Origin of the sequence: Paenibacillus tundrae (assembly GCF_036884255.1) — a bacterium.
Classification (GTDB): Bacteria; Bacillota; Bacilli; order Paenibacillales; family Paenibacillaceae; genus Paenibacillus.
This window is the reverse complement of sequence record NZ_CP145605.1, coordinates 5,769,059-5,794,612: the sequence shown is the minus strand read 5'-3', so window position 1 is coordinate 5,794,612 and position 25,554 is coordinate 5,769,059. Positions and strand designations below refer to the sequence as shown.

The 25,554-nt window shown below is 48.3% G+C and carries 19 protein-coding genes; 10 read left to right on the top strand and 9 right to left on the bottom strand.

All coding sequences use genetic code 11. The features are described 5' to 3' along the window. Nucleotides 1–97: 97 nt before the first annotated feature. The 6 genes from argJ to argH all read left to right on the top strand — a co-directional run bounded on the left by argJ (nt 98) and on the right by argH (nt 8,141). A complete protein-coding gene (argJ, locus tag V6W81_RS26075) occupies nt 98–1,336 on the top strand; it encodes a bifunctional glutamate N-acetyltransferase/amino-acid acetyltransferase ArgJ (protein ID WP_338540802.1) in 1,239 nt (412 codons plus the stop codon). A 392-nt stretch (nt 1,337–1,728) separates the two neighbouring features. Beyond that, nucleotides 1,729–2,568 (top strand): acetylglutamate kinase, encoded by an 840-nt coding sequence (gene argB, locus V6W81_RS26070; RefSeq protein WP_338540801.1) that lies wholly within the window; start codon nt 1,729–1,731, stop codon nt 2,566–2,568. Between the two features lie 39 nt (nt 2,569–2,607). Next, the gene (locus V6W81_RS26065; RefSeq protein WP_338540800.1) at nt 2,608–3,870 is read left to right on the top strand and encodes an acetylornithine transaminase; all 1,263 of its coding nucleotides are present in this window, start codon (nt 2,608–2,610) and stop codon (nt 3,868–3,870) included. A 230-nt stretch (nt 3,871–4,100) separates the two neighbouring features. Continuing rightward, complete coding sequence (gene argF, locus V6W81_RS26060) at nt 4,101–5,069, top strand: ornithine carbamoyltransferase (protein ID WP_338540799.1); 969 nt, start codon at nt 4,101–4,103, stop codon at nt 5,067–5,069. Nucleotides 5,070–5,173: 104 nt separating this feature from the next. Continuing rightward, nucleotides 5,174–6,412: an argininosuccinate synthase gene (locus V6W81_RS26055; protein ID WP_145051390.1), complete on the top strand. Its 1,239-nt coding sequence runs from the start codon at nt 5,174–5,176 to the stop codon at nt 6,410–6,412. A gap of 325 nt (nt 6,413–6,737) precedes the next feature. After that, entirely contained in the window at nt 6,738–8,141 is a 1,404-nt protein-coding gene (gene argH, locus V6W81_RS26050) for an argininosuccinate lyase (RefSeq protein ID WP_338540797.1), read from the top strand. A 120-nt stretch (nt 8,142–8,261) separates the two neighbouring features. On the opposite strand, the gene V6W81_RS26045 is transcribed toward argH, so the two are convergent. The 7 genes from V6W81_RS26045 to allC all read right to left on the bottom strand — a co-directional run bounded on the left by V6W81_RS26045 (nt 8,262) and on the right by allC (nt 17,679). Then, nucleotides 8,262–9,617: an allantoinase gene (locus V6W81_RS26045; RefSeq protein ID WP_338540796.1), complete on the bottom strand. Its 1,356-nt coding sequence runs from the start codon at nt 9,615–9,617 to the stop codon at nt 8,262–8,264. A 22-nt stretch (nt 9,618–9,639) separates the two neighbouring features. Beyond that, a complete protein-coding gene (locus V6W81_RS26040) occupies nt 9,640–11,034 on the bottom strand; it encodes an NCS1 family transporter (RefSeq protein WP_145051382.1) in 1,395 nt (464 codons plus the stop codon). Nucleotides 11,035–11,347: 313 nt separating this feature from the next. Beyond that, complete coding sequence (locus V6W81_RS26035; protein ID WP_338540795.1) at nt 11,348–12,217, bottom strand: fumarylacetoacetate hydrolase family protein; 870 nt, start codon at nt 12,215–12,217, stop codon at nt 11,348–11,350. Next, nucleotides 12,214–13,542, bottom strand: a complete 1,329-nt coding sequence (locus V6W81_RS26030) for an amidase family protein (protein WP_338540794.1) — start codon at nt 13,540–13,542, stop codon at nt 12,214–12,216. The genes V6W81_RS26035 and V6W81_RS26030 overlap by 4 nt, the downstream gene beginning before the upstream one ends. After that, entirely contained in the window at nt 13,539–14,948 is a 1,410-nt protein-coding gene (locus V6W81_RS26025; RefSeq protein WP_338540793.1) for a uracil/xanthine transporter, read from the bottom strand. Before V6W81_RS26025 ends, V6W81_RS26030 begins: the two co-directional genes overlap by 4 nt. 237 nt (nt 14,949–15,185) lie before the next feature. Beyond that, nucleotides 15,186–16,406, bottom strand: a complete 1,221-nt coding sequence (locus tag V6W81_RS26020; RefSeq protein WP_145051370.1) for a pyridoxal-phosphate-dependent aminotransferase family protein — start codon at nt 16,404–16,406, stop codon at nt 15,186–15,188. A 25-nt stretch (nt 16,407–16,431) separates the two neighbouring features. Next, nucleotides 16,432–17,679, bottom strand: a complete 1,248-nt coding sequence (gene allC, locus V6W81_RS26015) for an allantoate deiminase (protein WP_430700926.1) — start codon at nt 17,677–17,679, stop codon at nt 16,432–16,434. Between the two features lie 168 nt (nt 17,680–17,847). Between allC and V6W81_RS26010 the strand changes: the two genes are divergently transcribed. Beyond that, the gene (locus V6W81_RS26010) at nt 17,848–19,479 is read left to right on the top strand and encodes a PucR family transcriptional regulator (protein WP_338540792.1); all 1,632 of its coding nucleotides are present in this window, start codon (nt 17,848–17,850) and stop codon (nt 19,477–19,479) included. Between the two features lie 182 nt (nt 19,480–19,661). On the opposite strand, the gene V6W81_RS26005 is transcribed toward V6W81_RS26010, so the two are convergent. After that, nucleotides 19,662–20,450 (bottom strand): alpha/beta hydrolase, encoded by a 789-nt coding sequence (locus V6W81_RS26005; protein ID WP_338540790.1) that lies wholly within the window; start codon nt 20,448–20,450, stop codon nt 19,662–19,664. Between the two features lie 221 nt (nt 20,451–20,671). Between V6W81_RS26005 and V6W81_RS26000 the strand changes: the two genes are divergently transcribed. The 3 genes from V6W81_RS26000 to V6W81_RS25990 all read left to right on the top strand — a co-directional run bounded on the left by V6W81_RS26000 (nt 20,672) and on the right by V6W81_RS25990 (nt 23,857). Beyond that, nucleotides 20,672–21,301 (top strand): YhbD family protein, encoded by a 630-nt coding sequence (locus V6W81_RS26000; RefSeq protein WP_145051361.1) that lies wholly within the window; start codon nt 20,672–20,674, stop codon nt 21,299–21,301. Between the two features lie 16 nt (nt 21,302–21,317). After that, entirely contained in the window at nt 21,318–22,145 is an 828-nt protein-coding gene (locus tag V6W81_RS25995) for a polymer-forming cytoskeletal protein (RefSeq protein WP_338540789.1), read from the top strand. A gap of 143 nt (nt 22,146–22,288) precedes the next feature. Beyond that, nucleotides 22,289–23,857 carry an MDR family MFS transporter gene (locus tag V6W81_RS25990; protein WP_145051355.1) on the top strand — a complete coding sequence of 523 codons (1,569 nt, stop codon included), beginning with the start codon at nt 22,289–22,291 and terminating at the stop codon, nt 23,855–23,857. 195 nt (nt 23,858–24,052) lie between these two features. Here the strand turns inward: V6W81_RS25990 and V6W81_RS25985 are convergent, their stop codons facing one another. After that, nucleotides 24,053–25,486 carry a VanW family protein gene (locus V6W81_RS25985; RefSeq protein WP_338540788.1) on the bottom strand — a complete coding sequence of 478 codons (1,434 nt, stop codon included), beginning with the start codon at nt 25,484–25,486 and terminating at the stop codon, nt 24,053–24,055. Nucleotides 25,487–25,554 lie beyond the last annotated feature (68 nt).

Here is a 25,554-nt window from a genome sequence, read left to right as displayed (position 1 = left end):
GCATGGAATTGCTTTTTGACACGCATCCAGTGGGAATATGGAGTTATGTTAGGGCGGACAATCGGTCTATGGCCGAACGCGAGACGGGGGATAATATATGGGAACAAACGTAGGGCAACAGTCATTTACAATAATTGAGAACGGAACAATTGTAACTCCGAGCGGATTCACTGCCGGCGGACTGCACTGTGGATTGAAAAAAACATCACGTAACGACATCGGAGCTATTCGCTGCGAAGTGCCAGCAACTGCCGCCGCAGTATACACTACGAATGTGTTTCAAGCTGCGCCACTCAAAGTAACTCGTGAGAGCTTGAGCAATGGACGCCTTCAAGCGGTCATCGTCAATAGCGGCAATGCGAATGCATGTACAGGACAGCAAGGTGAAGAAGATGCGTATGCAATGCGTTCGGCGGCTGCGCGCGAACTGGGTGTAGCGGAGGAAGATGTGGCTGTTGCTTCTACAGGGGTCATCGGTGAGTTGCTGAAGATGGACGCGGTTCATTCAGGCATTACGGCACTTCCGGCACAACTGGGCAAGGAAGCCAATGAAGCGGAGCAATTTTCACAAGCGATTCTAACGACGGATTTAGTGAAAAAGGAAGCCTGCGTCTCCGTTATTGTGAACGGTAAGGCGGTTACGATTGCAGGAGCAGCCAAAGGATCTGGTATGATTCATCCGAATATGGCTACAATGCTGGCGTTCATGACCTCTGACGCGGTCATTGGTGCTGAAGCGTTGCAGCGCTTGCTACGCCAAGCAACGAACCATACGTTTAACATGATTACTGTTGATGGAGACACCAGCACGAATGATATGCTCGTGGCGATGTCTAGCGGATATGCAGGGAACGAAGAACTTACAATGGATCACCCGGATTGGGATGCATTTGCGGCTGGTTTTGCGTATGTGTGCGAAGTGCTGGCTAAGGCCATTGCACGAGACGGTGAAGGTGCGACTAAGCTTGTTGAAGTTCAAGTCACAGGTGCAGTGAGCGATGAATCAGCTCAGGCGATTGCGAAGACAGTGATCGGTTCAAGCTTGGTGAAATCAGCGATGTTTGGTGCCGATGCAAACTGGGGACGGATCATTGCTGCGGTGGGACGCGCGGGGCAACCGGTTAATCCAGACACGGTGGACATTCGACTCGGAGACATTTCCGTACTTGAGCAGTCTCGTCCAGTCGTATTTGACGAAGAAGCAGCATTAGCATACTTACAGACAGATACGGTTCGCATTATTGTTGATCTGAACCACGGCGAAGGAACAGCCATCGCGTGGGGCTGTGATCTGACATATGATTATGTACGAATTAACGCAGCTTACCGCACGTAATAGAGACAGTTCAAAAGTTTTGCTTTTGATTACAAAGGATGCCTGACGGCATCTCAGCGCCCGATATGGGATTCAGCCGAAATCTTTTTATTGATCGATAGCTACATGATTAATATGTAGGTTTTACCAAAATATATAGGGAAATTAATAAGGGTTAAACTTCTAATTAAATTTATTTATAGACAAAGGTAGTGGAAAAGTCGGAATCGATTCTGTAGAAGCGTAGCGTTCGCATTTGTCTCCGGATTTTCCCATTTAGCAGGGGGATTAAAAAAAATCTGGAGACAACGGCGATCGGAAGAACGATCCGAATTTGGAACGGTTGGACTCGTCTATAGTGGATCAATTAAGTGTTAAGCCTTTTAAAGGTTAGAATGAAAGGAGCCATGCTCATGACCTCGACATTACAGAATGAAGAGACTGGAAGCAAAGCTAGAGCCGAGAAGCAGATGTTCGTTATGAAATGCGGAGGCAGCACGCTTGCGGCGTTGCCTGAATCCTTTTTTGCCGATCTGCGTGATCTTCAATCTCAAGGAACTCAGCCTGTGATCGTACATGGTGGAGGCCCTGCAATCTCGGAGAACCTGGCGAAGCTGGGCATTGATACGGAATTTGTTAACGGTTTGCGTAAGACGACGGAGCCTGTACTGGATGTCGTAGAGATGGTGCTGGCAGGTAGCATCAACAAACAAATTGTACGTTTAATCCAACGTGTGGGTGGGCGTGCACTCGGATTATCGGGAGTTGACGGCGGTTTAATTCAAGCAAAACCAGTCAGCAACCATGCGGAGATTGGTTGGGTTGGCGATGTGACTAGTGTCCAAGCGGAGATTATCCAAGGTGTTGTGCAGATGGGGTATATGCCTGTCATTGCGCCTGTGGGCGTGGATGCCTCGGGGCAACGTTATAACATCAATGCCGATACAGCGGCAGGTGCAGTAGCTTCTCACTTGGGTGTCAGCCGAATGATCGTAGTCACTGACGTTCCAGGGATTATGAAGACTGTGAACGGTGAGAAAAAAGTATTGCCATCTGTCTCTGTACAGGAGATTGAAGATATGATTCAAACCGGTGAAATATACGGTGGTATGATTCCTAAAGTGCGAGCAGCTATCGCTTGTATTCATGGGGATGTGCGTGAGGTTGTCATCGTAGACGGTAGTGAGCCGAAGATTTTGAGCCGGGTGTTACAAGGGGAAACGATCGGAACGCGAATTATCCGGATGCAGTAGGATTCTTATATTAAATCGAGGATGGGAGTGTGAAAGGTGATGGCAAATAGTAAAGAACAAACAGCCACTGGCACAGCAGTAGCGGGCGCGACTGCGACAGGAGCAGCATCAGCGGCTCAGACAGAAAGCTCTCTTTTTCAAACCTACGCACGTTATCCTATTAGCTTAGTTAAGGGAAAAGGTAGCTGGCTGTGGGACGATCAGGGCAACCGTTACCTCGACTTCATGTGCGGATTGGCTGTAACGAGCCTTGGTCATGCACCAGAGAAGGTTGGCGCGAAGCTGAAAGCGCAGATCGATGAGCTATGGCATGTATCTAACCTGTTCCAGATTCCAGGCCAAGAACGTGCAGCAGCTTTATTGACTGCGAATACGTGTGCAGATGCAGTGTTCTTCTGCAACAGTGGTGCCGAGGCGAACGAAGCAGCGATTAAACTAGCTCGTCGTTATCACCAGAAGGTGAAAGGCGCAGATCGTTACGAGGTCATTACTTTTGCGCAATCCTTCCACGGACGGACATTGGCTACATTAACAGCTACAGGACAGGATAAGGTAAAAGAGGGCTTTTTGCCATTGCCAGCAGGATTTGTTACCGTTCCTTTGCATGACAATGCAGCACTTGAAGCGGCGATTGGGCCACACACGGCGGCAATTATGTTGGAAATGGTGCAAGCTGAGGGCGGCGTGCATCCGGTTAAGCCTGAGTTCTTGCAGTTTGTTCAGCAGCTATGCGAGAAGCATGGATTGTTATTGATTGTGGATGAAGTACAGACGGGAATGGGGCGTACCGGTAAATTGTTCGCGCATGAACATTACGGCATTGAACCTGACATTTTCACAGTGGCTAAAGGCATCGGTAGCGGCTTCCCTGTTGGAGCTATGCTAGGCAAAGGCTATCTGAAAGATGCATTTACCGCAGGTAGTCACGCAACCACATTTGGTGGTACACCACTTGCTTCCTCGGTTGTCATTGCAACGATCGAAACGATGCTGGAAGATAAACTGCCTGAACGTGCAGCGGAGATGGGCGAATATCTGATGAGCTCCTTGAGAGAACGTTTGGCGGGAAATTCCTTTGTCAAAGAAGTTCGTGGATTGGGCTTGTTGGTCGGTATTGAATGTGAAGAAGCGGTAGGCGATATCGTGGTTGCAGGGCAGAAACGTGGTATTTTGTTTGTGTCTGCAGGGCCGAATGTCATTCGTTTGCTTCCGAACTTGTATGTGAGCAAAGAAGAGATCGACGAGGCTGTTTCCTTGGTGGCAACACTCATTGAAGAGCATGTCGCAGCGAAGAACGCCTAATCCGCAGGGATAGGTTCAGATAGCATGGATACTTGATACTTTTCAGAAAAATTTCTATTCCGGGGCCATGAGCGGCTCCGGCGTAGTATTCTGATGATGAATTCCCTGTAGCCGCGTGTTCATGCAGCATAAGTAGGTCATTCGCAGTCATGATGGGAAGTATTCCAGACGATTACTAACTTCTGCACATGCGGGTGCAGGGAACCGGAAATAAGGAGGGCATTATTAACATGACACAAGTTCAATCAACAGAGAAGATCCAGAAGATCGACCTAAGAGGCCGGGACTTTATTGAATTCACCGATTATACGGCAGAAGAAATTCGTTATCTACTCGATCTTGCCATCGAGATCAAAGGCAAGCAAAAAAACGGTGTGCCTTTTCAGCCTTTGAAGGGTAAAACAATTGGACTGATTTTTGAAAAATCATCTACACGTACACGTGTATCTTTTGAAGTAGGTATGTTCCAGCTAGGTGGGCACGCACTCTTCCTGAGCAAAAATGATATTCAGCTGGGTCGCGGCGAAACAACGCATGATACGGCTAAAGTGTTGTCCCGGTATCTTGACGGCATTATGATCCGTACCTTTGGGCACCATAATGTAACTGAGTTGGCAGAACATGCAGATGTTCCTGTCATCAATGGATTGAGTGATGCGGCACATCCATGCCAGGTACTGGCGGATTTCCAAACGGTGCTGGAGCACAAGGGTAAGCTTGTAGGTCTCAAAATGGCTTACGTCGGAGACGGCAATAACATGGCACACTCCCTGATGCTTGGCGCAGCTAAGATGGGGATGCATGTAGCTGTAGCGACTCCTGAAGGCTATGAGGCGGACAGTGCAATCGTAGAACAAGCACGCAGCATTGCACAGGAGAGCGGATCACAGGTTGTGGTGACGTATAGTGCCGAAGAAGCGGTTAAAGATGCGGATATCGTGTACACGGATGTGTGGGCGAGCATGGGCTTTGAGGAAGAACAGAAGATTCGTGAGCAAGCATTTGCTGCGTATCAGGTGAACGAAGAATTGATGAAGGTTGCGAAGCCGGACTACATGTTCCTGCACTGCCTCCCGGCTCACCGTGGAGAGGAAGTAAGCGCAGGCGTAATCGATGGGCCAAACTCCTTGATCTTCGATCAAGCAGAGAATCGTCTGCACGCACAGAAGGCTTTGATGGCTGCGTTAATGAGCGAATAGCTGCTATTTGCGTGAATGGGTTGATTTTATATGCGGATTTCGCGATGATAGATTAAATATAATTTGTATAGTGAGTAATTGAACTTGGGGAGGACCTATTAGACATGGCTAAAGAAAAAATCGTACTCGCCTATTCCGGCGGGTTGGACACATCTGTAATTTTGAAATGGTTGAAAGAAACTTATGACGCTGAGATCATCGCATTTACGGCAGATATCGGTCAAAAGGATGAATTGGACGGCTTGGAGGAAAAAGCACTGGCAACAGGTGCTTCCAAAGTATACATCGATGACCTGCGCGACGAGTTCGCAAAAGACTTCATCTACCCTATGTTCCAAGCGGGCGCGCTTTACGAAGGACAATATTTGCTCGGTACAAGTATCGCACGTCCTCTGATTGCTAAACGTATGGTGGACATCGCTCGTGCAGAAGGTGCTACAGCAATTGCTCACGGTGCGACAGGTAAAGGGAATGACCAAGTTCGCTTTGAGTTGAACGCAGCTGCACTAACACCTGATATTGCAGTAATCGCACCTTGGCGTCTGGAAGAGTTCCGTAACCAATTCCCAGGACGTGCAGAGATGATTGCATATGCTGAGAAACACGGTATTCCAGTAACGGCATCTGCGGCTAAACCTTACTCTACAGACCGTAACCTCTTGCATATCAGCTATGAGAGCGGTGTGCTCGAAGATCCTTGGTTCGATCCAAGCACGGACGAGAACAAAGACATGTTCTTGCTCAGCAGTGCGCCTGAAGATGCGCCAGATCAGGCAGAATATGTTGAACTGGAATTCGAACAAGGCGACTGCGTAGCCCTCAACGGTGAACGTCTCAGCCCACTGCAAGTAATGGAGCAATTGAATGAGCTGGGTGGCAAACATGGTATTGGCCGTGTGGATATGGTCGAGAACCGTTTTGTCGGAATGAAGAGCCGTGGCGTGTACGAAACACCAGGCGGAACCATTCTATTTACTGCACACCGCAAAATGGAATCCATCACGATGGATCGCGAAGTCATGAACCTGCGTGATAGCTTGATCACACGTTACAGCACGCTCGTATACAACGGCTTCTGGTTCGCACCAGAGCGTCTTGCGCTGCAAGCACTCGTGAGCGAAAGTCAAAAAAACGTAACGGGTACAGTTCGTGTGAAACTGTATAAAGGTAACATTATCGGCGCTGGCGTGAAAAGCCCTGTCAGCTTGTACAACCCAGACATCGCAACGATGGAAGCTGATCCTACGCAAGCATACGATCAAGGCGATGCAACAGGCTTTATCCGCCTGAACGCACTGCGTCTGAAAGTAAACTCCGGCGTAGAGCAAAACAAAAACAACTAATTACATTCTATATATTGAATAAAACATTTACACGAAAACGTAGAGGACAGAAATAACCGGAGGAAGCGAAGCGTTCGCTACAAGCTTTCCTTGAGAAAGCTACATCGGAAGCATAAGCTATCCCCGGATTTTCCTTTTAGAAAAGGGAATCAAAAAAATCTGGGGGTAACAGCGATCAGGAGGTTGTTCTGTCATTGGAGTGGTGAGTAGTAAAAGGTGTTTTAGTTCAATGTATAGAGCCATCCAAATATAACTGACAAGGCAGGCCGTTCTTGCATATCTGGCAGGAGCGGCTTTGTCCATGAGCGAAAGGGGAGTACTCACCGTGAGCAAGCTTTGGGGAGGACGTTTTACCAAACAAACGAATCATCTAGTTGAGGAATATACCGCATCGATTAATTTCGACAAAGCATTGGCTGAGGAAGACATTCAAGGTAGCTTGGCCCATGTGACGATGCTGGGCAAATGCGGCATTTTGCCTGCGGAAGACGTGGAAACGATCAAAGAAGGCTTGATTACCGTGTTGCATAAAATCCGTGCCGGCGAAGTGGAATTCTCCGTATCTGATGAAGACATCCACATGAACATTGAGAAAAATCTCATTGAGACCATTGGCCCTGTAGGCGGCAAATTACATACAGGCCGTAGCCGGAATGACCAAGTGGCAACCGATATGCACTTGTATCTGCGTGAGCGCGTGGTTGGTTTTGTAGGAATGTTGCATTCCTTGCAGGAAGCGCTGATCGGACAAGCGAAAGACAATCTCGATACCATCGTACCGGGTTATACGCATCTTCAGCGGGCACAGCCTATTCTGTTTGCCCACCATCTGATGGCCTATGTGTCAATGTTCCAACGGGATGCTGAACGTCTGATGGATAGCTACAAACGAATTAACGTTCTGCCACTTGGCGCGGGTGCACTTGCTGGAACAACGTTCCCGATAGACCGTCATTTTGTAGCTGAACAACTGGGCTTTGATGGCGTATATGAAAATAGTTTGGATGCCGTGAGTGACCGTGACTTTATTGTTGAGTTCCTGGCAGCAGCATCGCTCATTATGACTCACTTGTCCCGATTGAGTGAAGAATTGGTGCTGTGGAGCAGCACGGAGTTTGGATTCGTTGAACTGGATGATGCGTTCTGCACAGGTAGCAGCATTATGCCACAGAAGAAAAACCCAGACGTTCCTGAACTCGTTCGTGGGAAAACAGGACGTGTCTACGGTAACCTGATCGGGTTGCTGACTGTACTGAAATCTCTTCCGCTTGCGTACAACAAGGATATGCAGGAAGACAAAGAAGGCATGTTCGATACAGTGGCTACACTGGAAGGTGCGCTGCAATTGTTCGCACCGATGATCGCTACAATGAAGGTGAACAAGGATCGCATGCGTCAGGCTGTGAACCAGGACTTCTCGAACGCTACAGATATTGCCGATTTCCTCGTAGGCGAAGGCTTGCCATTCCGTCAAGCGCATGAAGTGATTGGTAAGACTGTATTGTACTGCATCCAAAACGGCAAGTATTTGCTGGATCTGACGATCGAAGAATTCCGTCAATTCTCCGAGCTGTTCGATGAGCGCATCTACGATGTGCTGCAACCAGAGGCGGTGGTTAACGCACGTAACGTCTACGGCGGTACAGCTTCAGGTCAAGTGGCTGAGGCCATTGGACGCAGTGAGAAGGTACTGGAGATCACGGAGCAATGGATTAAAAACCGCGGTTAATGCCGGAATTTCGTTAAAGTAAATATAAAGACTTAATATACGAAAAAAGAAGCCAGTGAGAGAAAGATATCTCTCACTGGCTTTTTGTGTTCTTTAACTGTAACCGCTCGTTCCAGTCCCTTATGGCTTCTGCCAGTTGCCTTCATTCACCTCGGTGAGCACCTCGCCGCTGCGAACAACGACATGTCCACGGACGATGGTACCTATCACACTGCTTGGGAATGAATGACCGATGTAGAGACTTTGTTTGTGCTTAGCATAATAGTTCTCTTCAGTCACCGTAAACGTTTTGTTCAGATCAACGATGGCGAGATCAGCATCCATTCCGGTGACGATGCTACCTTTACGCTCCGCAAGACCGAAGCGCTCTGCTGGATTGGACGCTGTCCAAGCGGCAACGTGCTCCAGCGGAATGTTGTTTGCTAATGCAAGTTCCAACGCTGACAGTAGGGTGAATTGTCCGCCGCTAATGCCGCCCCATGCTTGGAATAGATTGAAATCTTTTGGATCCTTCATATCGTACGGACAGGGCGAATGATCCGACGATAACATATCAAATTTTCCTTCTGCCAGCAGGGAGATGAGTCGTTGTTGTTCGTCTGCTTCCCGCAGTGGAGGAGCACACTTGGCGATGCTTCCTTTTTCCCGCAGGCTATCGTGGTTAAAGAGTAGATAGTGTGGGCAAGTCTCGACCGTTACGTTCATGCCACGAGCTTTGGCAGCTTCGATACTCGCTACTGCTGCAGCAGAACTAATATGCACGAAATGCAGTGCGCAGCCTGTTATTTCCGAATAGTACAGGGCGCGTTCTACAGCTTCGACTTCGGCGATAATCGGACGAGTCTCCAGATAATCGTCGGCACTGAAGAGTCCTGCTGCTTCTTTTTCATCTTTTAGCCAGTTGGTGATCGCTGCACTCTCCGAATGCAGAGCCAGCACCTTGCCTAGCGCTGCAATCTTCTTCATGCCCGTAAGCAGCGTCATATCATCCACGGCTTCGAATTCTTTGTTGCCAGTTGTGGACAGGAATGCTTTGAACCCGATTACCCCCGACTCTGCCAGCGGTTGCAAGTCATCTTCATTCCCTGGTACGAGACCGCCCCAGAGCCCGAAATCGACAAGTGATTTTTCATTTCCAATCCGAGCTTTCTCCAGCAGGGCTTCTTCATTCACCGTGGAGGGAATACCGTTCAGTGGCATATCGAAGAAAGTGGTACAACCGCCTGCGGCCATCATAGCCGATCCAGTCGTAAAACCTTCCCAATGCTCTCGTCCTGGTTCGCTGAAATGGACGTGTACGTCGATCATACCTGGAAACACATGAGATCCGTCTGCATCATAAGTATGCTCAGCCTCACCCTCCAGTTTGGCGGCAATTGCCGCGATTTTTCCATCTTTGATACCGACATCGACTTTCTTGACACCGTCCGGCAGCACTACGCTGCCGCCGCGTACAACCAGATCGTAACGTTCCATACACAACTCTCCTCTTCTATGATTATTCGTAAATGGTGCCTTTTTTGAATGATGATCCTTTGAATGCGAATTTGCTGAGCAGTAGGTATGCAATGCCTGCTACGACGAATCCAATGATCCAGCCGACGTCAACCAGCAGGAACGCAGCTCCGGCTCCAATTAACATGGCTAGTAGGGCGCTCGGATTGTAGCCTTTGAATGAACCGTTGTCCAGATAGAGCTCGGTCGTATCTACCTTCTGCCTACGTAGGATGTAGTATTCGACTAGCATGATCGCCACGATTGGGCCAAGGAAAGCGGAGTAGATCAGGATGAATGTGTTTAAACCTTGAGCGGAAGAATCCTGCACGAGTACCCATGGGAAGGAGCAGAGCGCAAGTAATCCAGTAATAATGACAGATGTTTTGTATTTTAGCTTGGTGACAAGCGAGATGACATAAGCCGGTGGCACGATATTGGCGACCATGTTGACAGCAACTGCACCAATGACGATAAATGCAGATACAGCGACAGTGATATATGGATTGTCAACGATAACAGCGAACGCTTTAACGGGATTTGAAATTCCTGTTGCTGCAGCCATCATTGCCCCAATCGTGAGGACGAAACCATATGCGATAACGATAGGGAGGAAGTAGAGCATGCTACGCTTTTTGTCACTGATGCCACTCTTAAGCTCACGGGAATAGTCACCAGCACTCAGGAAGATCGCCGCATAGTTGCCTAGGAATACCATGATGAAAGCGAAGAATGGAAGTCCCCATGTACCTTGCGCATTTACCCAATTTTCGGTGATCGCTGTGCTGTGAGAATTGAGCAATATACTGAAGACGTAGACGAGGGCTAGCATAATAACAACAGAGGCGAGGGTCTCCACCCACTTGATCGCATGAAAGCCATAAAGTGAAAGGATAATCTGAACTGCCTGCAATACGATGAAACAAATGACAACACTGTCGAAGCTACCGCCACTGAGCACTTTGACAATTTCGTTCAGTGCGGTTCCTCCGACCCAGCTCTGGAAGCCGTACCAGACGATGGCGGGCACACCGCGTAAGAAGGAGGAAATAATGGAACCTTTGATGCCGAATGACATACGCAATTGAACAACGTAAGGGATTCCCGTTCGATAACCGAATCGGTCGTTAATGGCAAAGATCACAGAAATGATGCCGATCGCAACCATAGCCGCCACGAACGTCTGAAATACATTGAGTGTAGCGACACCAGCGACAATGAGACTTGCTCCAAGTGTCATGTTGCCAAGGTTCACGCCATCCCCGATCCACATAAACATGTAAGCGATCGATCCAATCGTTCTTTCGCTCTCCTGCTTCGGTTTCAGGGAGTCGTCCACACTGATATTTTCTTGCAAGTGTGTCTCTTCCAGCACTCGACCTGCCAAATTCGTAGACATATTCCGCCCCACTCCTCTTCGTATTGGCCGAGCAAGGCTGATCGTCTTCATGTAAGTACATGAACAGTTCCGACCAGTCCTTTGCGCACGCCACAGATGAATAAAATTTTGTAAGGTAACATCACTTTATTATGTAATGTAATCTCACTTCGGATTTGTTATCCTTATTTTATCACCTTATACTCACAATTCATTGACAAAAACGTAGATTATGATCGGGTTTTCTGTTCAAATTAAACAAAAAAATATTACGTATAATGTCATGTTTTGTGGAAGAGCTAGATACGAAAGGTCATGCATACGATTTTCTATACTAAGAGATTCCGTTTTCCACCGCATTGCTCAATGTTTTCAGTCCAGTAATCCGGCATTCCACCTGATCACCAGCATCAATCACGACTGAACCAGGCGTGCCTGTCAGAATGATATCTCCCGGATGTAATGTCATCACATGTGAAAGGAAAGAGATCAAGTATGCGGGCGAGAAGATCATCTGGCTAACGGTGTTGTGGTGTACGACCTCGCCATTCCGCACAGTTTCAACCTTAAGATTAGGCAGATCAACGTATTCGTCAGGAGTGGAGAGGGAAGAGCCGAGGCTTAGGAACGTGTCGAAGCTTTTGGCTCTTTGCATAAAACGAGGATTGCGTGCATGAATCTCCTTAGCCGTCATATCGAGAGAAGTGGTATAACCAGCTACATAATTCATAGCTTCGTCCTCGCTAACATTTCTGCATTTCTGTCCAATGACGATCGCTAGTTCTGCCTCTGCCGTGACCTGTCCAGCTCCATGCGGCAGAAGGATCGCTTCACCAGAGCCAATCAGCGACGTGTCGGGTTTGAGAAAGATGACAGGCTCATCCTCGGGAGGGCGTCCCGACAGCTCGATAGCTTTGGCCAGGTAGTTCATGCCAACCCCAATCATTTTGCCAGGTCGGCGGTATAACGCGCGGTAAGATACAGCGTCGATCGGCAGAGCAGGAAGAGCGGCCAGGCTCTCCTGTCCACCACTAACGTACCAGTCTCGCAGAGCCTGCAGTTGTTTGTTTTGCAGTAGTGTGAAAAGGTCTGTATGCCAATCTGTGTTTTGTTTCTCATTCAGCCAAGTCAGTGGAATCACGCCACGATCTGTCAGGAACGCTGCGTGCTCCTGTCCTTCATGTTCAATTGTTACTAGTTTCATCCGCGCACCTCATCTATGAAATGTTCTGCCATCCAGCGTAGTAGCTTAAGATCGGTATTGACACCACCAATAAAGGATAGCCCGATGGGCAGTCCATCCTCACGAATGACTGGCACGGTAACCTGAGGTAGACCCGTAAGCCCTGCGATACAAGAGAGTTGCATGGTCTTTGCTCGATAAGCCTCGGCTTGCGCACCTTGTAGCCCAAGCAGTGGAGCAGGGCCAGGAGCAGTCGGAATTGCCAGAAGTCCATCTTCGCCGAGCAGTTCGACAAGGCTACTCCGGATACGAGTGCGTAGGTCACTCTCGGTGGTGTGTGCAGACGCCTCCAGTGTACAAGCCCATTCAAATCGTTCTGCGATACCAGGGCCGAATGTTGGACGTTCTTTTATCAACCAATCGCTATGTTCATGGGCAATTTCTAACCCTTGAAGAGCGCGGAACGCTGCCGACCAGTCCGCCAAGCTCTCCGTAGGTGCTGTTAATTGGACTGAAGTGGTGCCCTGCTTCCAGTTGGGGAGTTCGTACAGCTTTGCAAGTAAGGTTGAACGATCGTTTTCCTCTGGTAGACTCCAAGCTTCATCTGCAATGAGGAAACGCGAGAATGTTGGTTTAACATTGGATGCGTCATATGCACCGCTTATGGCATTCGCTTCTACGCTCAATTCAGCATCTTGAAGAGATACCGATTTATTTTTCAACAATACCTTGCCCACGTCTAACAGAATCTTCGAAGACTGGCTCATCCAGCCAACCGTATCGAAGCTACGTGCGAGCGGGATGACCCCTTCCGCAGATATAGCTCCGTGCGTTGGCCGGAAGCCAAATAGACCGCAGTAGGATGATGGAATACGAACGGAACCACCTGTGTCTGTGCCTATAGCAAAATCGACCAGACCCGCCGCAGCTGCAACGGCTGAACCACTTGATGATCCGCCTGGTATTCGATCTGGCGCGAGGGGATTGATGGGTGTACCATAGTGGGCATTTTCCCCATTCAGGCTGTACATCAATTCGTCCGTCTGCGTTGTGCCTGTGAGTCTTGCGCCGCTGGCTAATAAAGATAACAGCACGGGAGCAGTGGAATCAGCAGCTTCATGTGTTCGAAGCCAGTCCGGATTACCAGCTCCACTGGTTACACCTTGAATATCAAAGACGTCTTTCACCGCGAACGTCAGCCCGTCAAGCTCGCCCGTTCCGGTAGAAGGTATCTGAACCGTGGCATCCACAAATGCTCCCCATTGATCCTGACTTACCGAAGTGATCTCTGCCTCTGTTTCTGTACCCGGTTTGAACCCCTTCGATTGATTCGCATGACTTCTCATGACTGTTCTCCTTTCGGATTCAAATTGGAATTGAGTGTGCGTCCTGAGTGATCGGATGTTGGAGCCACAAGTCTTCGAACCTTGTTCGAAGCTGGTGTCTGATCCTGCTGGGATGAACCGTAGCGAAGTCGATCCAACACTAGTGCAAGCAAAATGCCAATGAGCAGACCGTTTCCGAGTAGCGGACGTAGCAGCGGTGGCAAGGAGGCAAAATATTCGGATGGCAATCCCATCACGATGACTCCCACGAAAAGAGGTGCTGCTGTCCGGTACAAATTTGCTGCATCCATTCGAATCTGGCTGAAATACTGCAGTGATGAACCGAGTAGTCGCAGATATGTTACTAATAAGACAGCACTCCCGATGCTGAGCGGCAGTTGGGTAAGCGCACTGCTGATCACCGGAATCAGACCGATTCCTGCGAATAGTAGACCGCCAATGACAAACGGAAGTCGGTCTCGAATACGGGTCTGTTGCAGAAAACCTACAGATGAAACGTAGGGAGCGTAGGGTACAAGCCCTAGTAGTCCCGACAGAACCGCAAGCACACCGCTAATAGTAAATGAGCGTCTGTACTGCTTGGCAGAAGCTTCTTGTTCGTAAATGTGATCTGTTCCCTTCAGTGCGCCGAATGTATTCGAGGCATTGACCAGACCGGCGATGATCGCAATCATGACAACACCTGTGTTCAGGCCATGCCATGGATCACCGAGAGGGAACCAACCCATGTCAATTGTTCCTGCGCTGGAGGTTCCGCTATCTCTGCCGAAGATGAGTGTGTATAGCGCCCATCCACCCAGAATTCCAATGAGTAAGGCATACTGACCAATCGCAGGTCGGGCTTTTACAGATAAGACTGCGATGAAAACGGCCACGGCTGCTGCTAACAGAAAAACGGCTGGTTGAATTGTTGGTGCTTCGGTCGAAGATCCCGAGGAGATTCCGAGCATTCCCTCAAGAAAAATCATGTTCAGTCGGCAACCGAGAAGAAACATAAATACAGCCATCACGCCTGGTGTAAACAACTTCGATAATGGAACGGCGAGTCCGCAGATGCCGATTAGAATAGTGATGACACCTGAGATCATGATACCCACGGCTAGACTGCCACCCAGCTCCGTTAGTGAGATACCAAGCGAAGGTGCAGCCGCGCTGAGGCTCAGAATAACACCCCACCACAAACCTGACTGTCCTTCCATGACAGATCTTTGATGTCCAAGTGCTGCTTGTATCACACAGGCGAGGCCTGTAAGGACAAACGAGCATTGAATTAAGAATTGGATTTTGTCTTGCGGTAATCCAAACGCCGCCCCGACTGTAATTGGAATAACGACTGTATTTGTAAATAAGAAAAAGAGCCACTGCAGTCCGGCGAGCCCGGAGCGAAGTCTGATGATATTGTTCATGTGTCACCTTCCGCTTGGAGTTTCGCCGAAACGGTCTTCGAGCAGTACAATGATGTGCCCGGCGTTCCTATAGCGAAATCTTGTTTATGCAAAAGGATTCCGGACATGCCGGAATCCCATTTCTCTGTAACGTTCAAGTGTATGCATCCGAGCCTCTGCGTCGTATCCTCTGAGTTGTAACGAGATTATGTTCTAGCTAAGAAGTTATAACGGAGGAGTGCAGCACCTGGGTGTGTTTTACTCATAGATGTTAAGTGCTTCTTGTACGCCGCGCCCGATGACAATCGGAGCATTATGCCGAATGAGCACGGCTTCCAGTGCGGATAGTACGAATAGTACGTTTTCCTTGCGGCAGCTATAACCCATCGTACCGATTCTCCAAATCTGCCCATGTAGTGGGCCGAATGAGCTGGCAATCTCAATGCCGAACTGATGAAGTAGCATGTTACGTACAGATTCACCATCAACGCCTTGTGGAATCTTCACGCAAGTTACCACAGGTAGCTTCCAAGCGACATCGTTAAATAATTCTAGCCCCATGCCGCGGATGCCTGCCATCAATGCTTTTTCATGTAACTTATGGCGCTCGAAGCGCTCTTCGAGCCCTTCGTCTAGCAGGATACGTAGCCCCTCGCGTAACGCGTATAGCATCGACGTTGCTTCGGTATGATGGTTCAGACGACGTGGTCCCCAGTAGTCCTGCAACTGACTCAGATCAAAGTAGTTGCTACGAATCGGGTGTGCAACGTCTCGACGGTCACTGTCTAGTGCGACACCGCGCTCTACCTTTTTCCGGCTTGCCAGAATCTGTTCTACCCGCTCGTTGTACGTAACTGGCGCCATACCGGATGGTACGGATATGCACTTTTGTGTGCCGCCGATAACGGCATCGAGCTGCCACTCATCTACTTTGACTGGCGCACCGCCAATGGAGGCAACCGCATCGACGACTGTCAGCACACCGAGCTCGCGGCAAGCTGGGCCAATTAGATCCAGTGGTTGCATGCAGCCTGTAGAAGTTTCGCCGTGTACAATAGCTACAATTTTCGGTTGTACCCGTTTAACCTCATCGATTACAGCCTGTTGGTCGAATACTTCTCCCCAAGGACATTCCATCAGATGCAGCTCGGCACCGTGGCGCTCAGCGATTTCTGTCAGCAGATGACCGAAGCGACCGAAGATGGGAACGAGCACTTTGTCACCAGGTTCAATTAGGCTGCACAACACCGCTTCCAGTCCTGAACGGGAAGTGCCGTCAACCGGGAAAGCCCATTGGTTCTTCGTTTGGAACGTTTGTCTTAACATATCCATCGTCTCGTTCATCATTTGCGTGAACGCTGGATCGAATTGACCCAGAATCGGTGTTGCCATTGCTCGCAGGACTCTCGGATCTACTTCGACTGGTCCTGGTGTCATAATAGTTCTCAGTGGTGCATGGATTTCCCGGTACTTCGTCATCTCTTAACCGCCTCCTGAATGTATATTAATATGCCAATTGATGTAGTAGGTCGATCAGCAGGCTTACACCGCGCTGCAAATCTTCTGTATCGGTAAACTCTGCGGGGGAGTGGCTAATGCCGCCTCGGCTTGGTACAAATAACAGTGCTGTCGGACAATACGTTCCGAATACTTGTGAATCATGTCCCGCGCCACTGGTCATCACTTGGTATGAAATACCTTCACGCTTTAAAATGCTCTCAGTCGCCGCGTTCAGTGCTGAATCCATTGCAACTGGAGGTTCATCCATCCACTTACGGAAAGTGATGCGTGTTCCGTGTTGGGCTGCGATAGTCTCGAAATCATTGAAGCATTCCTCGCAAAATGTTCGAATGGTCTCTGTGTCACTGTGACGTACATCTAGGCTGAAGGTGACTTCGCGTGCAATGACATTACCGACGTTGGGTTTGGCATCTAATCGTCCAACTGTGGCTACCAATCCGTCTTCATGTGAATTCGCTCGGAGCATTAATATTCGAATCAACTCAGCTGTGGTAAACATAGCATCATGCCGCCACTTCATTGGGGTAGTGCCCGCATGATTGCTCTCGCCATGCACGGTGATATCGTAGCGGCGTTGTCCAACGATATGACTGACAACACCGATTGATTTCTTCTCTCGTTCCAATACTTGGCCTTGCTCAATATGCAATTCGATAAAACATTCAAGGTCACTTCGTTGGGGCTGTGGATGCTGTCCTAATCCGAACCCGACATTGTACATCGCTTGTTCAAACAGCATACCGCTCGCGTCTTTTAAATTATGAATAGCTTCGCGGCTTTTGGCGCCGGTGATATTACCTGAACCCCAATAGGTCATCGGGAAGCGGCTTCCCTCTTCTTCACAGAGTGAGACAACCTCAATGGGTTTAAGTGGCTGCCCGTATTGCGTTAGCAAATGTTCCACGGCAATTAGCGCAGCGACGATTCCGTAGGCTCCGTCGTATTTTCCGCCCCCTATAACTGTATCAACATGAGATCCGGTCAGTACAACCCGTGCCTCGGGGTCACGTCCAGCTGCATGCCCGAACAAGTTACCAACATCATCGTAGTGCACCTGTAGCCCGAGGTCGTTCATTTTGGCTGCAATAGCTCGTTGGGCCGCGATCCAAGCTGGGTCATAGAGCAGACGGCTCACGCCATTCTGCTCATCTTTGCCATGTGAAGCCAGCCATTCAATCATGTTTTCGACCTGCTCGGATAAGGCAGACGGCTTCGGTTGTTTGATTATCAATGCAATCTCCCCCATTCCGGCAGCATAAGCTTTCCAACCGGTGTTATATTAATTAACTTGGCATTGTGATTAATTAATCGTAGAATAAAACAAAAGGGAAATCATTCACGAAAATGTAGAAGAATAACAGGATTCATTGGACATGTTAACCAAAGGGGCGCAAGAACGATGAAAATGAGTGAGCTACTGAAGCTGCCGGTTTTTGACGGAACCATCATTGTCGCAGGAGCAACGGGTTTGAACAGGGAAGTTCATACAGTCAACATGATGGATGCCCCGGATATCATTCCATACCTGAGAAAGAATGAATTACTCATTACGACAGCTTTTCACTTTAAAGACGATCTGCCAGCTCTGCTTGAACTAATCGGGGAGATGAGTCGCCAAGACTGTACTGGGCTTGGTATCAAAAGCAAACGTTACCTCGGCAACATTCCTGAATCAGCAATTAAGCTAGCTAACGAGCTGCATTTTCCTTTGATGGAGTTGCCTGTCGATCCTTCGCTCGGCGATATTGTTAACAAATCACTAAGTCATATCCTCGATGTACAAACTACTGAGCTGCATAATGCCATACAGACTCACCGACAGTTCACCCAGCAGATTATGAGCGGCCAAGGCATCCCGAAGTTGCTGGATCAGTTGTCCGCTTTACTTCGCTTACCGGTTCTTCTGCTAGGTCCTTACCTTCAACCCATCTATGGTCGATTCTCCACGACCACCGCAGCGCATATTGAAGCATTGTTGTCTGGCGGAGGGCATTTTCACGTAGCACCATCCGTTTTCTCAGCATTCTCTCTATTGAGTGAGAAGCGAGAAACACTGACATTGTTTCCGGTGTATACCCATAGACAATTACATTTTCTTTGTATAGAAGGCTTAGTTACGCCGTCTGAACGTTCGAATATTTTGACCATAGAACAGGCGACTAACGTGATTGCGTTTGAACTCATGAAGGATAATGCGCTCAAGCAGAATCGCCGCCGCATCCAGAACGAATTTTTTACTAATTTCATTGGTGGCGCATTCTCCAGTAGTGAGGAGATCGCGAGTCGGGGGCGTGAATTCGGATTGTCCAGCGAGCAGCGATATCTCTGTGCAGTTGGCAAATTCGATGGCGCAGATAAAACCATCTCTTTCATGCAATATAAGGCTGAACAGGATCGGATTGCCGAACATCTTGAAGGGGAACTGATCCATTTTCGATATCCATTACATTTGTTCACTCACGATCGCGCCTACGTGCTATTAATGCCGCTGGTGGAGGAGTGGAAAACAGTTAAACCTTTCTTTGTCGCACTGCTAGAGCGTCTTCAGGGTAAGATTGCTATCCATTACGGATCGGAGCTATCGTTTGGCTTCAGTAGCTATGCTCAGCCGCTTGCTCAGATCCCTGTTTCATACAAAGAGGCCAATGAAGCTCTATACTTTGGTGGAATTGCGGGCAAAACGCGTTTTATCGAGATGTATCAGCCGAAGGAAGTTCCTGAGATTTTACGTATGATCCCCTACGAGCACCTCCACAAATTCTATGCCGATACGATGCAGGGATTCGAGGATGAGACGATTAAGGATCATCATATGCTGCTCCATACGTTATCTGTTTATCTGGAAACGCATTGTCATCTGGCTGAAACAGCGAAACGACTTTACATCCATCGCAACACAGTGATTTATCGGTTAGAGAAATGCGAGGAGATCATCGGTCGCAGTCTGAAAGATCCAGAAGAAACATTGCGTCTACGTATGGCATTCCGAATCAAGGCACTATTGCCAAAGGAAGGGATCGCAGAGGGGTGAAGCGGGACAGGGTGACATTAATTTTTCATGTGTAATCAGATCAATGGATACTGAATTAATACTTGTTATACGAGGGGAGAACATAGCTGTATTTAAGGGACGACCCGTTAAGAGCTATGTTCTCCCTGTTTCCTCTCAAAAAGCATACTTTCAGGCTTGGTAAGTAAAACCCCGCATAACCACTAGTCTCGTTTGGACAAAGGAAGCCATTTTAATACGTCTTGAATCTTCGCATCCCAATAACCCCATTCATGTGCACCTGCTTCTTCCTCGTATGTTAGCTGGAAGTCTGTCAGCTCGCAGGCTTTTCTGAAGGTCTGATTGTCCTCATAGAGAAAGTCTTCCGTTCCACAACACTGATAGAGTAACGGTCTTACGCTTTGACTTTGCTGACTTTCCTGTAGCAGATGAAGCAGATCGTTCTCTGATCCCGTCATATTTGACCCGAAAATCCGTTGCATTTCAGCCTGCTGCAATGCAGATCCTTCAGTGTTGTTCAGGTGAGCAGCCATATCGAGTGCACCCGATAAACTAGCAGCAGCCGCATATTGCTCTGGTTTACGAAGCGCCAGCTTGAACGCACCGTAACCACCCATGGAAAGGCCAGCAACGAAGTTATCTTCACGTTGGTGTGATAGTGGGAAGAAGGAGCGGGCGAGTGTGGGCAGTTCTTCGCTAATAAATGTCCAGTAACGTCCGCCTTCAGCCATGTCCGTGTAGAAGCTGCGGTGAACCTGTGGCATAACAACGGCAATACCGAGGTTAGCAACATAACGTTCGATGGAGGTTCTACGCAGCCAGATGGAATCATCGTCCGAAAGACCGTGTAACAAGTAGAGGGTAGGGTGTAATCCGTGCCCTGTCACATTCTGCATGCCGATCTGAGTATGCGTCTGTTGTGGCAAAATAACATGCATACTCGTGCTTAGTCCAAGTGTGTCCGAATAAAAATCACATTTAATAAGTGCCATCTGATAAAGTAACCCCTTTCATAAGTCCGATATGTAACCGTTCCATCTCCCGTTTGGAAGCCGAGGGATAGTAGTTCCTAATGAAGCGTAGTATCTATTACACAGGTTATACCCAAAGCTCCCTCGATGCAATGACGAGAATGATACACGGTTGAAAACAACTCCCTTCACAACGTAACAATGTTATGTTACACTGTCTTCAATAACAAGGGGGTTCAACGATGACGGATGATTTGATCTCCAAAAAAGAACTACTAGACCTGACAGGCATTTCATATGGGCAGCTCTATCGCTGGAAACGGAAAAATCTTATTCCGGAGGAATGGTTCATCCGGAAGTCTTCATATACAGGACAGGAGACCTTTTTTCCTAAACAGCAGATTTTGCCGCGGATCGACAAGATTATCCACATGAAGGAAGGATTGTCGCTGGATGAGCTGGCAGATGTATTCTCGCCATCATTAGGCGAAGTAGAGATGTCTGCTCAACAACTCATAGATCGAAACATTGTTTCATTAGCATCTCTTGAATTGCTGACGGAAGCCGGACGAGAGCAACCGCTGTATGGTCTGGAGCAGATCATGATGCTCTATGTACTTGAGAAGTTACTAATGAGTGGAGATATCACAAGGCAGGAAGGCACCTTGTTGATCGAAGTAATGTCAGATCATTATTACCGGTTCAGAGACAGAGCAAGTGAGTTGCTGCTTATTCGCAAAATGGGTGTACCGACGTTTATGCTGGTTGGTGCAGGAGCGGAGCTTTATTTTGATCAGGGTGTAAAAGTGGTGCTGAGAATTACGCTGGCAACGTTCATGGAAGAATTGAAACTTAAATTAGGGAATGTCTGAAAAGGGGGAGAAATGAATGGAAGAGCGTCACATGAGAAATGATCTGAATGTAACGGGGTCTCGCAAAACGACAGGTGGGCACTATAACCGGGTGAATATTGATGGCATGGCCAAATTGGACGGAGACTTGGATTGTACTTCGCTCAATGTGAATGGGACTCTGAAAATCTATGGTGCGTTGTACACGGAGAGCGTAACCGTGAATGGTATGGCTAAAGTGGAAGGAGAACTGCAGACCAATTCACTGGATGTAAATGGAACAATGGGCGTTCATGGCTCGGCTCGCGCGGAGACGACAACGGTCAATGGCATGTGTACGATTAACGGCCCGCTAGTTAGTTCTCGTGTGCGTGTGGATGGCATGACAACGATTAATGGTGCTTTGGCTACACCGGAGTTGACGGTGAACGGAAAATGCAACGTACGCGGTAGAGTGGACAGTGAGCGCATTGATATCGGCGGTATGGCCACGATTGATGGAGATGTCCAGGGCGAGTCGATTAGTGTTCAAGGCAACCTCAAAGTAGGGGGGCTGTTGAACGCAGACACCGTGGAGATTCGTTTATATACGTCTTCCTCGGCTAGGGAAGTTGGCGGTGAACGGATTGATATTCGGCGTAGAGAGCGCAGTGGATTCTGGAAAGCACTTGGTTTGGGCGGGGCTCCTTCTTTTCGAGCAGAACTGATTGAGGGAGATGAGATTATGCTTGAAGATACAGAGGCCGATACTGTTCGAGGTACACGAGTTCATATTGGGCGGGGTTGTAACATTAGGTTGGTCGAATATTCGGGTGACTTGTCGGTAGATCCAGAAGCAAGAATAGGTCGTGTTGAACAAATCTGATGCGAAAACGGATGCGAATGGCTCGTTCACGATAGATTGTTTTGGCGTAAAGCAATCGGTCCTTGGACTGATTAATGATTGCGACATTTCGGATATACTAATGCAGTCATATGAATAGATCGTGAATGGAGAGATTAAGAACGATGGCTGCAAGTAAAAACAAAATTGGATTTGTGCTGGCAGGGCTACTGCTTAGCATACTTATGGCTTCAATGGATAACACCATTGTAGCTACGGCGATGGGTGATATCGTCGGCAAGCTCGGGGGACTCGACAAGTTCGTTTGGGTGACCTCTGCATACATGGTTGCGGAGATGGCGGGAATGCCGATCTTCGGTAAACTGTCGGATATGTACGGACGGAAGAAATTCTTTGTATTTGGCATCATTGTATTCATGCTTGGTTCGGCGTTGTGCGGAACAGCGACATCTATCGTGGAATTAACGATGTACAGAGCAATTCAAGGGATTGGTGCAGGTGCGCTGGTGCCCATTGCGTTTACGATTATGTTTGATGTTGTTGCTCCAGAGGCACGGGGTAAACTGGGTGGATTGTTTGGTGCGGTATTTGGTCTATCCAGTGTATTTGGCCCGTTGCTTGGTGCTTATATTACTGAGTACGCGACATGGGAATGGGTATTCTATATTAACCTACCACTTGGTTTAATTGCGTTTTTGTTTATTACTATTTGTTATAAAGAATCACACCAGCATCAATCCCAGCAGATTGACTGGCTAGGTGCTGTAACACTGATTGGCGCAGTGGTCTGTCTGATCTTCGGTTTGGAATTAGGCGGCAAGACGTATGCTTGGGATTCGGGACAGATTATTGGCTTGTTCGCCGGATTTATCGTACTCGCCCTATTATTCCTCTATGCAGAGACACGAGCCAAGGAACCGATTATTTCCTTTAATATGTTCCGCAATCGGGTGTATTGGTCCAGCAACGTAATCGCAATGTTCAGTGGGGCGGCGTTTATTACAGCTTCCGTATACATACCGATTTTCATTCAAGGTGTTTTGGGTGGTAAAGCGACTAACTCAGGTCTAGTTTTACTGCCAATGATGCTTGGTTCAGTCGTAACGGCCTCCCTGGGTGGGGTATTAATGACCAAAATCAAGTACCGTAATATTATGATTCCTACACTTGCACTTCTCGTGCTTGGACTTGGATTACTTACAACGCTGGATGAGGGATCATCGCTCTGGACGATCCGTATATTCATGGTTATGGTCGGACTTGGCGTGGGTGCATCGTTCTCGGTGCTTAGCAACGCGGCGATGAATGCATTTGAACCACGTAGACGCGGGGCGGCTAGTTCTACGCTTAACTTCTTGCGGTCTCTTGGCATGACGATGGGGATCACGATTTTTGGTATCGTACAGAGCCAAGTGTTTACACGTAAAATGACCGAGGCACTTGGATCAGCAGCAGAGGCTGGTGGAGCGGGTGCTGGAGAGGCTACAACCGGTGGAGGCATACCGGACGGACTGAATTTAACAGATCCACATGCACTGTTGTCACCGGAATTAAGACAGGGTATTCCACCACAGATTCTAGAGGCCATTACTCATGCGCTGTCTTCATCTATTGTACAGTTGTTTGCTTGGGCTGCCATTCCGGCTGCGCTCGCTCTAATCGCATCGTTCTTCATGGGCAATGAGAAGATGGTCGTGGGTGAAGAGCAAAGCGAATACACAGGCGGTCATTAACCTTTTTGTTAGACAAATGATGAAATTCGATGAGAATGTAGCTGTTACCTTTTGATTATCGCTATATTGAGAGGGCAGTCATTTCATCACAAGATAGAACAGACACACTTCACACGTAACCGAAAGGGAGACGAGAGGTCTGTCTTTTTTTAATATTTTCTATTAGAAGTAGAAGCTATAACAACAACGTTGAAATTAAGGCTGTTTGGTATCCGAGATGCCATCCTCAACAATGGAAGGCTCTTGTTCATCAGGTACACTGCTGTTTCCCGGGCGAGCAATTAAGCGATTCTGTGCTTTGTACGTATCTCGTGAAATGGTTTTGGATTCGACGACTTTCCCATCTACCCGCTTCGTCCGTACAGTCTCGACAATATATCCAGGCTGTCCGTTTTGTAGTACCTGCTGTGCTCCATCGGGGAGAACGTTACTGGATACGTATTTTACCGGAACACTTAACGTTTCAATCGTACGAGATTCAAGGGCATAGCTGACATTCTCCGGAAATGTGCCAAAAAACTTCACGACTAACCGATGGTTGTTGACCTCGGCATGGATCAGCAGCGATTTTTCAGTGTTATTTTTGAAACGGAAGTTAATGGCTCCAGAAGCAAAGGTGGCGTCTAACCCTTTCGGTAGATATTTCACCGGTAGGGAGTGATTGCGACGTTCGACGATATCGAGACCTGTGAGCAAGGCTGCATTATATATCGTACTGGATACCTGACAGATGCCCCCGCCAATTCCAGGCGTCAGTCGACCATTCACAATGACCGGCGCTTCGCGGAAGCCGAACTCCTTCTCGGCTTTTTGAACAATTTTTTCATAATCAAAAATGGCACCTGGCTTCAGAACCATGCCGTCAATGGCTTCGGCCGCTGCGCTCACATTATGTACCCGACCCTCACTGCTATTGCCAAGCCCCGTCGAGAACTGAATGATTTTCCGTTCAATGCCCTCTGAGCGCAAGGAGTCCACCGTAACTTCAGGTTTCATCGTATACAGTGGGAGCTGAATACGGATCGAATCAGGTTTGCCCTCCGAGTCTAATGCGCTGAAATCATGAGGTAGCTTGACCTGTAATTGACGGGTTAGTTCATCCCAAGCGATGCGGCGTACACCTTTTTCCGGGATGTATTGAATCTTATCGCTAGGCGTGATCCTGCGAACAGCATTGGAAGGAGAACCGAAGGTTTCTTTTTCCCAAGCAGGGCTCAATTGTGTTTTTAAAGATGTCGCATCATACGTCAGCTCCACAGGCCAATCTTCAGCCAGATGATAACGTGCATAGGCACGTTCCCACAGGTTTCCTTCCTCCAGTTGCTTCATGGCAAGTCGGAAGCCTTCTGCATCGTAATGTGCGCCTGTTTGCGCAGCTGTAAAGGGTAGTGTTTTCGCGAGGGGTTCGTCCAGTTCCAAAATGACAGGCCACTCTGCCAGCTGTTGTAACCGTTCATCCAGTTCAAGCATGACATCGGCTCGATTCATTCCTCCGATCTGCCATCCGCCTACCTGTACCTTCTGGGGTAACGACGGTTGGTTCACATACATATAGATCATTCCATAGGATGCGGAACCGAATAAGAGGATCGAGAACATTGCAATGACTGCCACGTGTATTTTTTTCATAACCGTACGCTCCTTTTTACTTCTGTTGTTCCGCACTTTGTAACACTTTCTATATATATGATCCAATG

Excerpts from the sequence above, each read along its gene's own strand:
- argJ (WP_338540802.1), top strand. The coding sequence starts at position 98 with ATGGGAACAAACGTAGGGCAACAGTCATTTACAATAATTGAGAACGGA.
- argB (WP_338540801.1), top strand. The coding sequence starts at position 1,729 with ATGACCTCGACATTACAGAATGAAGAGACTGGAAGCAAAGCTAGAGCC.
- V6W81_RS26065 (WP_338540800.1), top strand. The coding sequence starts at position 2,608 with ATGGCAAATAGTAAAGAACAAACAGCCACTGGCACAGCAGTAGCGGGC.
- argF (WP_338540799.1), top strand. The coding sequence starts at position 4,101 with ATGACACAAGTTCAATCAACAGAGAAGATCCAGAAGATCGACCTAAGA.
- V6W81_RS26055 (WP_145051390.1), top strand. The coding sequence starts at position 5,174 with ATGGCTAAAGAAAAAATCGTACTCGCCTATTCCGGCGGGTTGGACACA.
- V6W81_RS26045 (WP_338540796.1), bottom strand. The coding sequence starts at position 9,617 with ATGGAACGTTACGATCTGGTTGTACGCGGCGGCAGCGTAGTGCTGCCG.
- V6W81_RS26040 (WP_145051382.1), bottom strand. The coding sequence starts at position 11,034 with ATGTCTACGAATTTGGCAGGTCGAGTGCTGGAAGAGACACACTTGCAA.
- V6W81_RS26035 (WP_338540795.1), bottom strand. The coding sequence starts at position 12,217 with ATGAAACTAGTAACAATTGAACATGAAGGACAGGAGCACGCAGCGTTC.
- V6W81_RS26030 (WP_338540794.1), bottom strand. The coding sequence starts at position 13,542 with ATGAGAAGTCATGCGAATCAATCGAAGGGGTTCAAACCGGGTACAGAA.
- V6W81_RS26025 (WP_338540793.1), bottom strand. The coding sequence starts at position 14,948 with ATGAACAATATCATCAGACTTCGCTCCGGGCTCGCCGGACTGCAGTGG.
- V6W81_RS26020 (WP_145051370.1), bottom strand. The coding sequence starts at position 16,406 with ATGACGAAGTACCGGGAAATCCATGCACCACTGAGAACTATTATGACA.
- V6W81_RS26010 (WP_338540792.1), top strand. The coding sequence starts at position 17,848 with ATGAAAATGAGTGAGCTACTGAAGCTGCCGGTTTTTGACGGAACCATC.
- V6W81_RS26005 (WP_338540790.1), bottom strand. The coding sequence starts at position 20,450 with ATGGCACTTATTAAATGTGATTTTTATTCGGACACACTTGGACTAAGC.
- V6W81_RS26000 (WP_145051361.1), top strand. The coding sequence starts at position 20,672 with ATGACGGATGATTTGATCTCCAAAAAAGAACTACTAGACCTGACAGGC.
- V6W81_RS25995 (WP_338540789.1), top strand. The coding sequence starts at position 21,318 with ATGGAAGAGCGTCACATGAGAAATGATCTGAATGTAACGGGGTCTCGC.
- V6W81_RS25990 (WP_145051355.1), top strand. The coding sequence starts at position 22,289 with ATGGCTGCAAGTAAAAACAAAATTGGATTTGTGCTGGCAGGGCTACTG.
- V6W81_RS25985 (WP_338540788.1), bottom strand. The coding sequence starts at position 25,486 with ATGAAAAAAATACACGTGGCAGTCATTGCAATGTTCTCGATCCTCTTA.